Annotated in this window: 15 protein-coding genes and 1 pseudogene; 5 read left to right on the top strand and 11 right to left on the bottom strand. The window is 65.7% G+C overall.

The features are described 5' to 3' along the window. Positions 1–16 precede the first annotated feature (16 nt). The 5 genes and pseudogenes from JZY91_RS01305 (at position 17) to JZY91_RS01285 (ending at position 5,335) form a co-directional block, all read left to right on the top strand. A complete protein-coding gene (locus tag JZY91_RS01305) occupies positions 17–1,888 on the top strand; it encodes an ABC transporter (RefSeq protein ID WP_234948197.1) in 1,872 nt (623 codons plus the stop codon). A gap of 6 nt (positions 1,889–1,894) precedes the next feature. Beyond that, a complete protein-coding gene (locus tag JZY91_RS01300) occupies positions 1,895–3,487 on the top strand; it encodes a GTPase family protein (RefSeq protein ID WP_234948196.1) in 1,593 nt (530 codons plus the stop codon). Between the two features lie 24 nt (positions 3,488–3,511). Then, positions 3,512–4,336, top strand: a pseudogene (gene thiD / locus JZY91_RS01295) (bifunctional hydroxymethylpyrimidine kinase/phosphomethylpyrimidine kinase); the annotation flags it as partial. 52 nt (positions 4,337–4,388) lie between these two features. Next, positions 4,389–4,616, top strand: a complete 228-nt coding sequence (locus JZY91_RS01290) for an antitoxin VbhA family protein (protein ID WP_234948195.1) — start codon at positions 4,389–4,391, stop codon at positions 4,614–4,616. Positions 4,617–4,738: 122 nt separating this feature from the next. Further along, positions 4,739–5,335 (top strand): Fic family protein, encoded by a 597-nt coding sequence (locus JZY91_RS01285; protein WP_234948194.1) that lies wholly within the window; start codon positions 4,739–4,741, stop codon positions 5,333–5,335. Here the strand turns inward: JZY91_RS01285 and JZY91_RS01280 are convergent. The 11 genes from JZY91_RS01280 to rplB all read right to left on the bottom strand — a co-directional run bounded on the left by JZY91_RS01280 (position 5,310) and on the right by rplB (position 14,284). Further along, positions 5,310–6,062 carry a hypothetical protein gene (locus JZY91_RS01280; protein ID WP_234948193.1) on the bottom strand — a complete coding sequence of 251 codons (753 nt, stop codon included), beginning with the start codon at positions 6,060–6,062 and terminating at the stop codon, positions 5,310–5,312. The two genes, JZY91_RS01285 and JZY91_RS01280, sit on opposite strands and share 26 nt — an antisense overlap. Before the next feature lie 11 nt (positions 6,063–6,073). Further along, on the bottom strand, positions 6,074–7,333 hold the full coding sequence (locus tag JZY91_RS01275) for an ABC transporter permease (protein WP_234948192.1): 1,260 nt from the start codon (positions 7,331–7,333) through the stop codon (positions 6,074–6,076). Next, on the bottom strand, positions 7,333–8,964 hold the full coding sequence (locus tag JZY91_RS01270) for an efflux RND transporter periplasmic adaptor subunit (RefSeq protein ID WP_234948191.1): 1,632 nt from the start codon (positions 8,962–8,964) through the stop codon (positions 7,333–7,335). The genes JZY91_RS01275 and JZY91_RS01270 overlap by 1 nt, the downstream gene beginning before the upstream one ends. A 107-nt stretch (positions 8,965–9,071) precedes the next feature. Next, positions 9,072–10,943 (bottom strand): glutamine--fructose-6-phosphate transaminase (isomerizing), encoded by a 1,872-nt coding sequence (gene glmS, locus JZY91_RS01265; RefSeq protein ID WP_234948190.1) that lies wholly within the window; start codon positions 10,941–10,943, stop codon positions 9,072–9,074. 115 nt (positions 10,944–11,058) lie between these two features. Next, positions 11,059–11,394 carry a 30S ribosomal protein S17 gene (rpsQ, locus tag JZY91_RS11685; protein ID WP_255695746.1) on the bottom strand — a complete coding sequence of 112 codons (336 nt, stop codon included), beginning with the start codon at positions 11,392–11,394 and terminating at the stop codon, positions 11,059–11,061. Between the two features lie 2 nt (positions 11,395–11,396). Next, a complete protein-coding gene (rpmC, locus tag JZY91_RS01255) occupies positions 11,397–11,627 on the bottom strand; it encodes a 50S ribosomal protein L29 (RefSeq protein WP_234948189.1) in 231 nt (76 codons plus the stop codon). Continuing rightward, the gene (gene rplP / locus JZY91_RS01250) at positions 11,627–12,043 is read right to left on the bottom strand and encodes a 50S ribosomal protein L16 (protein WP_234948188.1); all 417 of its coding nucleotides are present in this window, start codon (positions 12,041–12,043) and stop codon (positions 11,627–11,629) included. Before rplP ends, rpmC begins: the two co-directional genes overlap by 1 nt. Positions 12,044–12,046: 3 nt before the next feature. Next, a complete protein-coding gene (gene rpsC / locus JZY91_RS01245) occupies positions 12,047–12,796 on the bottom strand; it encodes a 30S ribosomal protein S3 (protein WP_234948187.1) in 750 nt (249 codons plus the stop codon). Continuing rightward, on the bottom strand, positions 12,796–13,155 hold the full coding sequence (gene rplV, locus JZY91_RS01240; RefSeq protein ID WP_234948186.1) for a 50S ribosomal protein L22: 360 nt from the start codon (positions 13,153–13,155) through the stop codon (positions 12,796–12,798). The genes rpsC and rplV overlap by 1 nt, the downstream gene beginning before the upstream one ends. Before the next feature lie 3 nt (positions 13,156–13,158). Next, on the bottom strand, positions 13,159–13,434 hold the full coding sequence (rpsS, locus tag JZY91_RS01235) for a 30S ribosomal protein S19 (RefSeq protein WP_052205395.1): 276 nt from the start codon (positions 13,432–13,434) through the stop codon (positions 13,159–13,161). Between the two features lie 16 nt (positions 13,435–13,450). Then, positions 13,451–14,284, bottom strand: a complete 834-nt coding sequence (gene rplB / locus JZY91_RS01230) for a 50S ribosomal protein L2 (protein WP_234948185.1) — start codon at positions 14,282–14,284, stop codon at positions 13,451–13,453. Positions 14,285–14,289: the final 5 nt, after the last annotated feature.

The following is a 14,289-nucleotide window of genomic DNA, read 5'->3' as shown; positions in this document are numbered from 1 at the left end:
TGCCACAATGGGCAGGGTGAACACCCCCGTGCCCGATGCCGCCCGCGAGTCCCACGAGGACCCGACCCTCGCCGTCAAGGACCTGCGCGACGCGCTTGCCACCACCACGCTGCCGGCTGATGCCCAAGCGGAAGCGCAGGCCGTGGTCAACCAGTTCGACGATTACATCATCCCCCGCCTGGCCAACCTGGATGCGCCGCTGCTCGCCGTCATCGGCGGCTCCACTGGTTCAGGCAAGTCCACCCTGGTCAACGCCATGCTGCGGGAGCGCGTGTCCAATCCCGGCGTCATCCGCCCCACCACCCGCCAGCCGGTCCTAGTGGCCAACCCGGCGGACGCCGACTGGTTCAACTCACCGCAGGTGCTGCCCGGACTCGCACGCTCCCACGGCGCGGGCAACGAGCAATCCACCACGCTGCGCATTGTGGAGACCACCAGCATTCCCGCCGGGCTTTCGCTTCTCGACGCCCCGGATTTCGACTCCATCGACGACCGCAACCGCGCTCTCGCCTCCCAGCTGCTGGCTGCCGCCGACCTGTGGATTTTTGTCACCACCCCGGCCCGCTACGCGGACCAGCTGGTGTGGAACTTCCTGCATGACGCGGCCTCGCGCGGCATTGAGGTTGTGGTCGTGCTCAACCGCCTGGACGAGGTGTCCGCGCAGACCGTGCCTTCTGATCTGCGCCGCATGATGGGTGAGGCGGGCCTCGGGGGCGCAACGGTGTTCACGGTGCCGTTCGTGCCGGGGCTGGGCAAAGACGGACAGGGCAAAGACGCGCAGGATGAATTCCTCGCGGCTGAATTGGTGCAGCCGCTGCGTGATTACCTGGGCCAACTCGCGGATGATTCCGCCGCCCGGCGCGCCGTGGCCGGCAAGACGGTCGCGGGTGCGGTGGAAGGCGCGCTGGAGCGTGTGGACGGTCTGATTGAGACCCGCCAGCGCCGCGAGGACTTCGCCAACCAGCTCGACGCCTCGATCTTCGAGCAGTACAAGACGGCGCACGCCAGCATCATCGACGCCACCTCGGACGGCAAGATGCTGCGCACCGAGGTGATGGACCGCTGGCAGGACGTGGTGGGCACCTCGGACGTGTTCCGCGGCTTCGAGCGCTGGTTCTCCCAGGCCGTGGACAAGGTGGGCAGCTTCTTCAGCGGTGAGCCGGCACCGCTGCGCGAGGTGGAGACGGAGCTGGAATCCGGCCTTCACGCAGTGATTGTGGATGCCGCGGATACCGCGGCGGCCAGGTCCTGGTCCCACGTCGGTGCCGTTGCACCGCAGCTGCGCGAGGGTGCAGATCCGTCGCTCGCACGCGCGAGCGCGGACATTGACGCGCGGGCCGCTCAGCTGGTGCGCGAGTGGCAGGGCTCCATCCTCGATCGCATCCAAGACACCGCAGGCGAGAAGCGTCAGCGCGCACGCATCATGTCGCTCGGCCTCAACGTGGTCACCGTCGCGCTGATGCTCATGGTCTTCTCCACCACCGCCGGTATCACGGGCGGCGAGGTTGCCATTGCGGGTGGTTCCGCTGTGGTTGGCCAGAAGCTTTTGGAGACCATCTTCGGCGAGGACACCGTGCGCCGCATGGCCACGGATGCACGAAATGACTTGAACCAGCGCCTGGATGGGCTGCTGCGCGAGGAGCGCGAGAGGTACTACGCGCTCACCGACCCGCTGCTCTCTGGCACTTCGGCCGAGAACCTGCGCACGGCGGCGAAGGAGGCGCGCACGAGTGTGGACGAGCGCTTCCCCGGTATCCTCTCCCCCGCACAACCGGCCGCTGCGCTGCCGGCTGTGCGCGAAGACGTGCAGGAGAGCTTCGACCACGGTACGCTGCGCGGCCTCTTCGACCAACTGCGCGGCACGTTTGGCGCCCAGGGGGGCAAGTAGATGGCGATGTTCAAACGCACCGCGCCTTTGGGCGACCGTCTCACTGCGCTCGATGAGGCCGCTCAGCTCGCCCAGCCGTACCTCCCGCAGGGTCAGCTCGCCCGCATTCAGCAAGTGGCTACAGCCGGCGCTGAGCGCCGCGCGCTATCCGGCGACCACACCGTTGTCGGCTTCTTCGGCGCCACCGGTTCCGGCAAGACGAGCCTGTTCAACGCCGTCGTAGGCGAGGACCTGGGCAAGGCCGCGGCGCGCCGCCCCACCACGTCCTCCCCGCTCGCCGCGATCTGGCAACCGGAAGGCTCAGAGCAGCTGCTGGACTGGCTGGGCGTGGAGGACCGCCGCACCCGCCCCGGCGAATTCGCGCCCGGCGCGGGACCGCTGATTCTCTTGGACCTGCCGGACTTCGACTCAGTTGAGGCATCGAACCGCGCCATCGCCGAGCGCCTCGCCGGCCAAGTGGATGTCCTGGTGTGGGTATCCGATCCGGAGAAGTACGCGGATAGCGTGATCCACGACGAGTTCATCCGCCCCCACGCCTCCCACTCCGCCGTCACCCTCGCGGTGCTGAACAAGGCGGACCTGCTCCACGCGAGCGACGTGCCCACCGTCGCGCGCTCCTTCGAGGAGCTTTTGCGTAACGACGGTCTCTCGAAAGTGCGCGTCATCCCCACCTCCACCGTCACCGGGTACGGCATCGAGGACATCCGCGCGGCGATTGCGAAGGTGGCGAAGGCCCACACGGCGCAGTCCGCGCGCATCGAGGCCGATATTCACGCCGTGACGCGGGATTTCTCGGCTTTGGGCAAGGCAGGGAGCGTCGATAAGCAAGCCAAGCGCTCCATGGACGCGACGCTTGCGCAGGCGGCTGGCGCGGAGCGCATCGCCGAGACGACGGCGGCGGCGTACCGCAAGCGCCTGCACGAGCGGACGGGGTGGTTGCTCACCTCCTGGATCACGCGGTTCAGGCCAGACCCGCTCAAGCGCCTGGGGCTGCGGGAAGAGGCCGACACGGTCGGTGTGCACCGCACGTCCATGCCCGAACTGGACGCTGCTTCGAAGGCCGTGGCGAACCGAGGCCTGCGTGAGTACTCCGCCGCGGCGGCCGCGGGACTGCCGCACGCGTGGGGCACGGCGGTGGCAGATAGGACGGAGCAGATTTCGCAGGCGCTGCCAGCCGAATTGGACCGCGCTGTAGCCCGCACTCGTCTGCCGGCGGAGCCGTCGAAGGGCTGGAGCGTGCTCACTGTGCTGCAGTGGCTGGCGCTGCTCGCCGCGCTGGTGGGCGTGATCTGGTACCTGCTGGTTGCGATGGTGCCCGGGGTGCTCACCCCGCTGCTCGGCGCGGATCTCGTGCCCGAGGTGGAAGGGTGGCCCATCCCGACGCTGCTGATCATGGCCGGGTTGCTCACTGGCCTAGTCATCGGGTTGATCACAGCGATATTCGGCGGGGCCATCGGCTCCGGGGTGAAACGGCGCACGCGCCAGGCCGTGCAGAGAGAAGTGGCCGCGATTTCGCAGACGGCGGTAGTGGAGCCGCTGGAGGCGATCCGCGCGGATTATGACCGCTTCGCGGAGAAAATCGCCGTCGCGGCCCGGTAGCTGCCTTTCGGTACGCTTGGGCAAATGGCACACGTCGCTGTAACAATCCCCAACGTCCTCTCCATTGCCGGCACTGACCCAACGGGTGGCGCCGGCATCCAGGCAGACCTGAAATCCATCGCCGCCGCCGGCGGGTACGGCATGTGCGTGGTTACCTCGCTGGTCGCACAGAACACACAGGGCGTGCGTGAGATCCACACCCCGCCGCAGGCCTTCCTCCGGGCGCAGCTCGCGGCGGTGTTCGACGATGTTGCGGTGGACGCAGTGAAGATCGGCATGCTCGGCGACGCTGAAACGACCGCGACCGTGTCCGAATTCCTTGCCGGGCAGGACGTGCCCGTGGTGGTTGTGGACCCGGTCATGGTTGCCACCTCGGGCGACCGGCTGCTCACCGCGGACGCTGAGGAAGCGCTTCGCCAGTTCGTGCGCGACCACGCGACGGTGGTCACTCCGAACATCCCTGAGCTAGCGGTGCTGACGGGAAACGCGGAAGCGGCGGACTTCGATGCCGCGATTGAGCAGGGCCGCGCATTCGCCGCCGAATCCGGCGTGGCCGTTGTGGTCAAGGGCGGCCACCTCGACTCCGGCATGGCCTCAAACGCGCTGGTCGGGCCCGACGGCTCGGTCGAGATCGCGGAGGTTCCCCGCGTGGACACGAAGAACACCCACGGCACCGGCTGCTCGCTATCGTCCGCACTCGCGGCGCGCCTGGCGGTTGACGGCGATGCCGGCGCCGCCCTGCGCTGGACCTCCGCCTGGCTGCACGAGGCAATTGCCCACGCCGACGAGCTCAACGTGGGCAAAGGCCACGGCCCGGTGCACCACTTCCACCGCCTGTACCGCCTGGCGGGCGAAGGGGCCTAAATCCCGTTCCCGCCCTTGAGCAGGTAAAATTCATTTCATGACTGACCCGCGCAACGAAGACCAGAAAGTCGCCGCCGTGAACGCTTCCATGGTCATGGCGGGCCAAGCCATGTCTGCTGAGGACGAGGCTCTTCTCCGCCAGCAGCTTCGGGGCGAGATCTCCGTAGATGAGGCCATCCTCTCGGTGCTCGAGAGCGAGGGCCTCGGTGACTCGTCGCAGGCGATGGAGCTCCGCCGCCGTATCGCAGGAGCGGTCTCTGCTTAATGGCCCGGCAGGATAAGAGGCCACCGGAAAACTTTTTCGGCCTCGCTAATTCCCACGATCTCGAAAGAGTCGCCGGCCGTCTGGCCCTCCAACGTCTGGGCGAACTCGAAAACTCTACGCCATTGACGGAGTTCACCCGCGAGACACTGCTCGACGTCCATCGCTACCTCATGCAGGACATCTATCCCTGGGCCGGGGAGGTGCGCACGACTGAGGTCGGCGCGATGGGTATGGCAATGTGCCGCGCGCAGTACGTGGAGGCGGAACTGGACCGGGTGATGAAACGCATCGCAAAAATGCCTGTCTCTGCTACTGACAAGGAGGCCGCCGTGCGCACGGTGGCGGACCATTGGAGCGAGCTCACCATCGTCCACCCGTTCCGCGACGGAAACTCCCGCACCCAGCGCTTCTACTTTGACCAGATGCTGCGCGCTGCCGGCTGGTCTGTCGACTGGACCCGGATCGACGCATCCCAGGCGCATGCGGCGCGCTACGTCGGCGCCGCCACAGCAGACCCGTCGTTCCTCGCCCAGGTGCTCATACCAGGTGTGTTCGCTCCCGATGAGCTTCCCGCGGACGCGGCAAACTCACTTGCGGCTACCCAGGGCAACCGCAACAACGCCAGCTCCGCGGAGATTTTCCACCGCATAATGGCGTTTAGGCGTGAGCACCCGGCTCAACCGTGGGACCCGTCTATTGCAGAGGAACCCGCCCGATAACTTTGCCCTCCGGCCCCTCCACATCTGCCCACGCGGTGCCCTCGCGCACTGCCAGATACGGGTCGAGGAAGCGCAGCTCTTCCCGGAGCCCCTCGGGCACCCCTCCGTCAGGGGCCACCTCGTCAGATTCGGCGCGAACGCTGTGCACGCCGTCGCGCCAGAGAATCTCGGTCACCGATGAATCCACAGTCTCGCTGTACAACGCGGCTAGGCGGTCCGGGTCGTATCCCGACTCGACCCGAATGGACGGCCGCGGCCCGATGGCAACTTCTTCGAACTGCTCTGCTGCCTCCGCAGCTTCATGCAAGACCTCGGCGGTGATCGCGCCCTCGATCAGCAGTGACCTGCCGGCGGCCCAAACGTCGGTTTCTGGCAGCCGGGCATCGAGCTCGGGGAGGTGGAATGCCGGGCGGAGGTACTCGCGGCGGACGTTGCTGGCGGTTCGACCGTTCGGTTGGGTGACGTTGATGAACATGAGTCTTTGACCGTCGAGAAGCGTAAGGAGCCCCTCGATATCCTCCACCCCGGTGAGGTCCACATAAGCCCGCACCTCGTTGTTCGGCAGGCCCGCGGAAAACGCCTCGTAGGTAACGACGTCAGCGAAACCGGCCGCCTCCGCATCGCGCGCGTACTGCTCGCTTTCCGACGACCCCGGGGACACCAGCCCGCACGCCACCAGCGTCGCAGCGGCGACCCCTCCAGCAAGTGCCCTGAATAGTCCGCGCATCATCTTCTCCCCTACTCGTACCGGAGCGCCTCGATCGGGTTCATTCTCGCCGCGCGGTTCGCGGGATACCAGCCGAAAAACAGGCCGATCGCCAGCGAAAACACCAGGGCAATGACCACCGCGCTAAGTGGCGGGAAAACCATCATCCCCATCGCGGAGGTGCCGGCGATGCCGACTGCGGTGCCCAGCAGCACGCCGATCACGCCGCCGAGCAGGCAAATCATCATCGCCTCGGTGACAAACTGCATTCGCACCGCTTTCCGCGTCGCCCCCAGCGCCATGCGCACGCCGATTTCGCGCGTGCGCTCGGTGACGGAAACGAGCATGATGTTCATCACGCCGATGCCGCCCACCAGCAAGGAGATGCCGCCGATGGCGGAAATCACCAGGCTCATCATCGCCATCGTCTGGTTGACCTGGTCGATCTCGGATTTCGTGTCCAGGACCTGGGCCACGAAGTCCGGGTCGTCCGCGTAGGCGCGCTCTGCCCATGCTCTGACATCGGACGCCAGCTGGTCGGTCCCGTCCTGGGACGCGGCCCGCACCTGCAGGTAGCTGAACCCCTGCACCGGATCCGCGCTCAAACGCTCCTGCAGGGTGTACGGCACGTACACCAGCGCCTCTTCGGGCGAGTACACCAGAGGCGACGCGCTTTCCCGCTCAAAGGTGCCGACAACCTGCACGGTGGCAAAACGCCCGCCTACCTCCATGTCGATGCTCGCGCCCACGGCAGAAGCGGGGTCCCCGTTGAAAAACTTGTCCACAACCTCCGGAGAGAGGACTCCAACAGCCCGGTTCTCCGCCACCTCGTCTTCGGTGAAGATGCGCCCCGCAGCCATGTTCAGCCGCTGCATCTCTAAAAAGTCGCCGTTGACGTAGCTCAGGGCGGCGCGACCCTGGTTCAGGCCGCGGGTGAGCTGCGCGGTGTCGCGGGAGGCGTCGATGGCGACGCCGGATGCGCTGGGGCCGACGAAAGCCCGCAAGTCATCCACCATCGCGGGCGTAATCAGAGACGCGTCCGGCACTTCCTCGTAAGCGAACGTCTCGTTTCCGCCTTCCACCTGCTCCCGCGATTTCACCTGGACGTTGACATCCTTCAGCCCGAACTGCTCCAAGTCGCTGAGTAACTGCTGCTGCATGCCCTTGCCCAGGGACATGATGGCGACCACCGCGGAGATACCGATGATCACGCCGAGCAGTGTCAGGATGGAGCGCAGCTTGTTCGCCCGCAGACTCGTGCCCGCGAGCCGGATGGCGTCTCTACGGTCCACTACTGGCTTCCGACCGTGGTGCTTGCGCTCGGGCTTGGGCTCGCGCTTGCCGACGGTTCCTCCGACGACGTGCCTGCAACCGGAGCTTGCCCATCCTGTCCGAGCCGGACGACTTGGCCCACCTTCTCGCGGTAATCACCCGGGCTGCGGAGCACACGCGCGCCCTGCTCCACGCCGTGCACCTCGGCCTCAAGGTCCGTCACCAACCCCAGCGACACCGGAACTTCAGCAACTTCAAACTGGTCCCCCGCCTCGCCGGTCGGTCGCAGGACCAGCACCGAGTACTTCCCGTTGCTGTCAATCACCGCTTCGCGCGGCACTGTCAGCGCATCCTTGGACGTGCTGGTGGTGATTTGCACCTTCGCCGAGCTGCCGATTCGCAAGCCCTCCTTGTCCCCGACCACCTCAATCGTCACCGGGAACTCCGGCCGCGGCGGGGCCTGGCCAGCCCCAGCCGCCCCAGCCGGGATGGGAACCGCTACCGGGGAAACCTCGGACACGCGGCCCCGGAACTGCTTGGTGCCGGTGCCCGGGGTGGTGAAGGTGACCTCGTTGCCCACCTGAACCCTGCCGGAATCCGTCTCGTTGACGTTGGCGGTGAGCTTCAGCTGCTCGGGGTTTGCCACCGTCAGCAGGTGGCCCGCGGCGGGCTGGCCACGCTGCGCCACAATATTCGTCACCACACCGTTGATCGGCGAGCGAACCTCACCGGACGCAATATCCACGATTAGTTGGCCCTGCCCCACCGACGCGGCGTTATCCGCTGCCTCGGCACTGCGCCGCGCCTGCTCTACGCCCGCCGCGCTGGACTGCACCTGGTGCTGCGCGGCGAGCCTGGCTACCTCGAGGGCAACGTCGGCATTGTTCTTTGCCTGGAATGCGGCCGCAACCTCGCGCTGCTTCGCCTCCAAATCCGCATCCACGCCGTGGAGCGCGATCTCGTACGCCCGCTGCGCCGAGTCGAGGTTGTGCTGCGCAGCCTTGTAGCTTTCGTCAGCCTCCAGGATTCCCAGCACCGGCGTGATTTGATCAATCTGCGCGGTCAGCGCACTGATGAAGTTCGTCGCATTCGCGCGCACCGAGGCGAAACCCGCAGCGGAGACGTTGCCGCGGGCCTGCTCAACCGCCGCCTCCTGCTGTGCGAGCTGCGGGTCAAGACCGGCATCGACCTCGCGGCGGCGTTGCTCGAAGGCGGCATTCGCCGCCTCAAGCTGCACGTTCGCATCCCGCTGCGCCGCTTCGGCCGCCGTCACCTGCGGGTTCAGCCCCAGCCCCAGCGCCTCTTGCTGCTGGTTCAGCTGTTGCTGGGCTCGCTCGATCTCGTTACTCGACGCCACCTGGGCTGACGCTTGCTGCGCGCGTTGCGACGCAAGTTCTCGCTCCGCCCCCGAAGTATCCAGCCGGGCCACAATTTGCCCTTCCTGGACGGGCTGGCCGAGCGTAACGTCCAGCTGGGTGACTGCACTGGTCAGGGTGGTAGTCAGGGCGACAACTTCCCTAGAATCAATGTTTGCGCTAGCGGCCACCTTGGAAACCACGTCCTTGGGCTGCAGCTCAACCGTGTCTGCCAGGGGCACCTGCTCCACCTTCGAGCCACAGGCGCCGAGACCGACGGCGCACGCCAATGCCACTACGGCGGCGGAAAACCTTCGCAATTTCACCGCCTTAGACTATCAAGTTCGCGCGCCGCGGCCCCGGCGTCGCGGACCCGGAGTACAGTGCGCCGGCGCCCCGAGCGTTATTCCACGGTGACGGACTTGGCCAGGTTGCGCGGCTGATCCACGTTCAGCCCGCGGGCCTCCGCCACGGAGCAGGCGAACAGCTGCAGCGGGATGGTGGACAACAGCGGCTGCATGAGACCAGCAGACTCCGGGATGCGGATGATGTGGTTTGCGTACGCTTCCACATCGTGGTCGCCCTCCTCCGCGATGACCACGGTCACCGCACCGCGGGCGCGCACCTCTTGGATGTTGGAGACAACCTTGGCGTGCAGGTTGTAGCGGGAGCGCTTGGACGGGACGATGACAAAGACGGGCTGGCCGTCCTCCACAAGCGCGATCGGACCGTGCTTGAGCTCGCCTGCCGCGAATCCCTCGGAGTGCAGGTACGCGACCTCCTTGAGCTTCAGCGCGCCCTCGAGCGCAACCGGAAAGCCCACGTGGCGGCCCAGGAAGAGCACCGACTTGGAATCCGCCAGCTCGCGGCCGAGGTCCTGGATCTGACCTGCGTTGTCCAGCAGTTGCTGGATCTTGTCCGGCATTTCCTGCAGCTCTTCGATGATGGTGCGGATCTCGTCCGCGTACTTGTTGCCACGCACCTGCGCCAGGTACAGCGCCAGCAGGTAGGCGGCGACAATCTGGGAGATGAAGGCCTTGGTGGACGCGACGGCGATCTCCGGGCCGGCGTAGGTGTACAGCACAGCATCTGCCTCACGCGGGATGGAGGCACCCACGGTGTTGCAGATGGCGATCACCTTGGCGCCCTGCTCGCGGGCGTGGCGCACCGCCATGAGGGTGTCCATCGTCTCGCCGGACTGGGACACCGCCACAACCAGGGTCTGCTCCGTGACAATCGGGTCGCGGTAGCGGAACTCGTGCGCCAGCTCCACTTCCGTAGGGATGCGGCACCAGTGCTCGATGGCGTAACGCGCAACCTGGCCCGCGTAGGCGGCGGTACCGCACGCCACGATGATGATCTTGTTAATGGAGCGCAAAAGCGACGGGTCGATGCGCAGCTCATCCAAAACCAACGCGCCATCCTCGTCGAAGCGGCCGTACAGCGTGTCGCGCACCGCGGCCGGCTGGTCGAAGATCTCCTTCTCCATGAAGGAGTTGAAGCCGCCCTTCTCCGCGGCGGTGATGTCCCACTCCACGCGGAACGGCTTGCCTTCCGCAGCTTCGCCGTCGAACGTGGTCACGTCGTACCCGTCCGCGGTGAGGGTGACCACCTGGCCGTTGTCCAGTTCAACCGCGTCGCGCGTGAACTCGATGAAGCCGCTCACGTCGGAGCTGAGGAAGTTCTCCCCCTCACCTGCGCCGATGACCAGCGGGGAGTTCCACCGCGCCGCGACAATCCGGTCCGGGTGATCCGCGTGGATGGCCAGCAGGGTAAATGCGCCCTCGAGGCGCTGGGCGGTGAGCTGCATTGCGCGAGTGAGATCGCCGCTGTCCGCTGAGCCGTCGAGCGACTTGTACGTGTCCAGCAGGAGGGCACCGGCCACCTCGGTGTCGGTGTCCGACTTGAAGGCGTAACCCTTCTCCGTCAGCTCTGCCTTCAGCTGCGCAAAGTTCTCGATGATGCCGTTGTGCACCACAGCAAGCTTGCCCACTACGTGCGGGTGCGCGTTCGCATCCGTCGGCCCGCCGTGCGTTGCCCAGCGGGTGTGCCCGATGCCCAGGTTGGAGGGGTCCAGCGGGTTGGCCGCGATTTCCGCCTCCAGGTCCGCGACCTTGCCCGCCTTCTTGCGGCACTCAATGCCGCCCCGGGCCACCACGGCCACACCGGCTGAGTCGTAGCCGCGGTACTCCAGCCGGCGAAGGCCCTCAATGATCACTGCCTTGGCGTCGCGTTCCCCCTGCTCAGGACCGACATATCCAACGATTCCGCACATGGGAAAAAATTTTACGCCGAGCACAGGCGCAGAAAAAGGCGAAACCCGCCGCCACCCAGGATTTTCCTGGATGGGGCGGGTTGCTTGCCAACGATCGTCGTAAAGCGAGAAGCTCCTAGCGGGCCTTCTCGATGATCTCGACGAGGCGGAAGTGCTTGTCCTTGGACAGCGGGCGGGTCTCCTCGATGCGGACGAGATCGCCGATGCCAGCGGAGTTCGTCTCATCGTGAGCCTTCACACGCTTGGTGGTGCGCACGATCTTGCCGTACAGCGGGTGGGACTTGCGGTCCTCCACCTCGACCACGATGGTCTTGTCCATCTTGTCGGACACGACGTAGCCGCGGCGGCGCTTCTGCAGGCCCTTTTCCTTCGGCTGCTTCGGGGTGTTCTTCGGACCCTTGCCAGCAGCAGTGGTCTCAGTCTGGTTCTCAGTCACGTTTGCCTCAGTCATGGTTATGCCTCAGCTCCCGGGACGACAGACAGGCCGAGCTCGCGCTCGCGCAGCACGGTGTAGATGCGAGCAATGTCGCGCTTCACGGTGGAGATGCGGCGGTTGTTGGTCAGCTGACCGGTGGCGAGCTGGAAGCGCAGGTTGAACAGCTCTTCCTTCGCCTCGGTCAGGCGGGTGCGCAGCTCATCGTCGGTGAGCTCGCGGAATTCAGATGCGGGGGTACCGGCAGCCATTAGAACTGGTCCTCCTTCTTGATCACGCGGGTCTTGCACGGCAGCTTCGCGCCAGCGCGGCGCAGAGCCTCCATAGCGGTCTCCTCGTTCGGGTAGGACATCTCGAAGAGGATGCGGCCAGGCTTCACGTTAGCCACCCACTTCTCAACCGGGCCCTTACCGGAACCCATACGCACACCGAGCGGCTTCTGGGTCAGCGGGCGGTCCGGGAAGATGTTGATCCAGACCTTGCGGCCACGCTTGACGTGGCGGTTGATCGCAATACGAGCGGACTCGATCTGGCGGTTGGTGATGTAGGCCGGCTCAAGAGCCTGCAGGCCGTAATCACCGAAGTTGATCTTGTTGCCACCCTTGGACACGCCGGAACGGGTCGGACGGTGCTGGCGGCGGTACTTCACGCGCTTAGGAATCAGCATGGATTAGCCCTCCTGCTTCTGCTCTGCACGCTGGCGGCGCTGGCCACCGCGGCGCGGGCGGCGGTCGCGGTCACCGCGGCCACGGCGGTCTGCAGCCGGAGCGTTGAGCTCGGACTCGCGGACACCGCCGACGACATCGCCCTTGTAGATCCACACCTTGACGCCGATGACGCCGAAGGTGGTGTGTGCTTCAGCCGTGCCGTAGTCGATCTCAGCGCGGAGCGTGTGCAGCGGCACACGGCCCTCGTGGTAACGCTCAACACGGGACATCTCAGCGCCACCCAGACGGCCAGAGCACATCACCTTGATGCCCTTGACCTGCGGGTTGCGCATCGCGGACTGGATAGCCTTACGCATCGCGCGGCGGAATGCCACACGGTTGACCAGCTGCTCAGCCACAGACTGTGCGACGAGTGCCGCGTTAGCGTCGACGTTCTTGACCTCGAGGATGTTGAGGGCGACCATCTTGCCGGTGAGCTTCTCCAGCTCGCGGCGGATACGGTCAGCCTCAGCACCGCGGCGGCCAATCACGATGCCCGGGCGGGCGGTGTGAATGTCAACGCGGACGCGATCGCGGGTGCGCTCGATGACAACGTCGGCGATGCCGGCGCGCTCGAGGTTCTTCGCCAGGTACTCGCGGATCTTGATGTCCTCGGCGACGTAGTCGGCGTAGTTCTTGTCGGCGTACCAGTGGGACTTCCAGTCAGCCGTAATACCCAGGCGAAGGCCGTGGGGGTGGATTTTCTGACCCATTACTTTGCCCCTTCCTTGGACTCGACAACAACAGTGATGTGGGAGGTGCGCTTCCGGATCTGGAAGGCACGGCCCTGAGCGCGCGGCTGGTAGCGGCGCATGGTCGGGCCCTCGTTTGCGTAGCACTCGGCGATGACGAGCGTGCGCGGGTCAAGGCCGAAGTTGTTCTCGGCGTTGGCCGCCGCGGAAGCGATGACCTTGGCAACCGGCTTAGCAGCTGCCTGCGGTGCGTACTTCAGAATGGCGAGGGCCTCAGCAACGGACTTGCCGCGGACGAGGGCCAGCACGCGGCGGGCCTTCATCGGGGAAGTGCGCACGAACTTGGCCGTCGCGGATGCAGTGGTGATCGTGTCAGCCATTGCTTATCGACGTCCCTTCGTTTCCTTAACGTGACCCTTAAAGGTCTTGGTTGGTGCAAACTCGCCGAGCTTGTGGCCGACCATGGACTCGTCGACGAACACCGGCACGTGCTTACGACCGTCGTGGACGGCGAAGGTGTGGCCGATGAAGTCGGGGAGAATGGTCGAGCGGCGAGACCAGGTCTTGATGACCTGCTTGGTGCCGGCCTCGTTCTGAGCGTCCACCTTGTTGAGGAGGTGCTCATCGACGAACGGGCCCTTCTTCAGGCTGCGTGGCATGTTGACTTACCTCCTCTTAGCGCTTCTTCGTGCGGCGGCGGCGCACAATCATGTTGTTGGAGTAACGGTTTGGGTTGCGGGTGCGGCCTTCCTTCTGGCCCCACGGCGACACTGGGTGGCGACCACCCGAGGTCTTACCCTCACCACCACCGTGCGGGTGGTCGACCGGGTTCATAACCACACCACGAACGGTCGGGCGCCAGCCCTTCCAACGCATGCGGCCGGCCTTACCCCAGCGGATGTTGATCTGGTCTGCGTTGCCCACCTCACCGACGGTCGCGCGGCAGCGGATGTCCACGCGGCGGATTTCGGAGGACGGCATACGCAGCACTGCGTAGGAACCTTCCTTACCCAGAAGCTGGATGGAGGTACCTGCGGAACGTGCCAGCTTTGCACCAGCGCCCGGCTTCAGCTCCACGCAGTGGATGGTGGTACCGGTCGGGATGTTGCGCAGCGGCAGGTTGTTGCCCACCTTGATGTCGGCGTTCGGGCCGGACTCAACGATCGTGCCCTGGGTCAGGCCCTTCGGCGCGATGATGTAGCGCTTCTCGCCATCGAAGTAGTGCAGCAGTGCAATGTTCGCGGTGCGGTTCGGGTCGTACTCAATGTGAGCGACCTTTGCCAGCACGCCGTCCTTGTCGGAACGACGGAAGTCAATCACGCGGTAGCGACGCTTGTGGCCGCCGCCGCGGTGGCGGGTGGTGATGTGACCGTGGGTGTTACGGCCACCCTTCTTCGGGAGCGGGCGCAGCAGGGTCTTCTCCGGCTCGGAGCGAGTGATCTCCTCGAACTGGGAAACAGAGCTGTTGCGGCGACCCGGGGTTGTCGGCTTGTACTTACGAATAGCCATAGTGT

Source organism: Corynebacterium sp. CNCTC7651 (assembly GCF_021496665.1).
Lineage (GTDB): Bacteria > Actinomycetota > Actinomycetes > Mycobacteriales > Mycobacteriaceae > Corynebacterium.
This window is presented reverse-complemented; position numbering and strand designations above follow the sequence as displayed.

Bases quoted from the DNA above. Each gene is read 5' to 3' on its own strand.
- JZY91_RS01300 (WP_234948196.1), top strand. From the start codon at position 1,895: ATGTTCAAACGCACCGCGCCTTTGGGCGACCGTCTCACTGCGCTCGAT.
- JZY91_RS01290 (WP_234948195.1), top strand. From the start codon at position 4,389: ATGACTGACCCGCGCAACGAAGACCAGAAAGTCGCCGCCGTGAACGCT.
- JZY91_RS01280 (WP_234948193.1), bottom strand. From the start codon at position 6,062: ATGCGCGGACTATTCAGGGCACTTGCTGGAGGGGTCGCCGCTGCGACG.
- glmS (WP_234948190.1), bottom strand. From the start codon at position 10,943: ATGTGCGGAATCGTTGGATATGTCGGTCCTGAGCAGGGGGAACGCGAC.
- rpsQ (WP_255695746.1), bottom strand. From the start codon at position 11,394: ATGACTGAGGCAAACGTGACTGAGAACCAGACTGAGACCACTGCTGCT.
- rpmC (WP_234948189.1), bottom strand. From the start codon at position 11,627: ATGGCTGCCGGTACCCCCGCATCTGAATTCCGCGAGCTCACCGACGAT.
- rplP (WP_234948188.1), bottom strand. From the start codon at position 12,043: ATGCTGATTCCTAAGCGCGTGAAGTACCGCCGCCAGCACCGTCCGACC.
- rpsC (WP_234948187.1), bottom strand. From the start codon at position 12,796: ATGGGTCAGAAAATCCACCCCCACGGCCTTCGCCTGGGTATTACGGCT.
- rplV (WP_234948186.1), bottom strand. From the start codon at position 13,155: ATGGCTGACACGATCACCACTGCATCCGCGACGGCCAAGTTCGTGCGC.
- rpsS (WP_052205395.1), bottom strand. From the start codon at position 13,434: ATGCCACGCAGCCTGAAGAAGGGCCCGTTCGTCGATGAGCACCTCCTC.
- rplB (WP_234948185.1), bottom strand. From the start codon at position 14,284: ATGGCTATTCGTAAGTACAAGCCGACAACCCCGGGTCGCCGCAACAGC.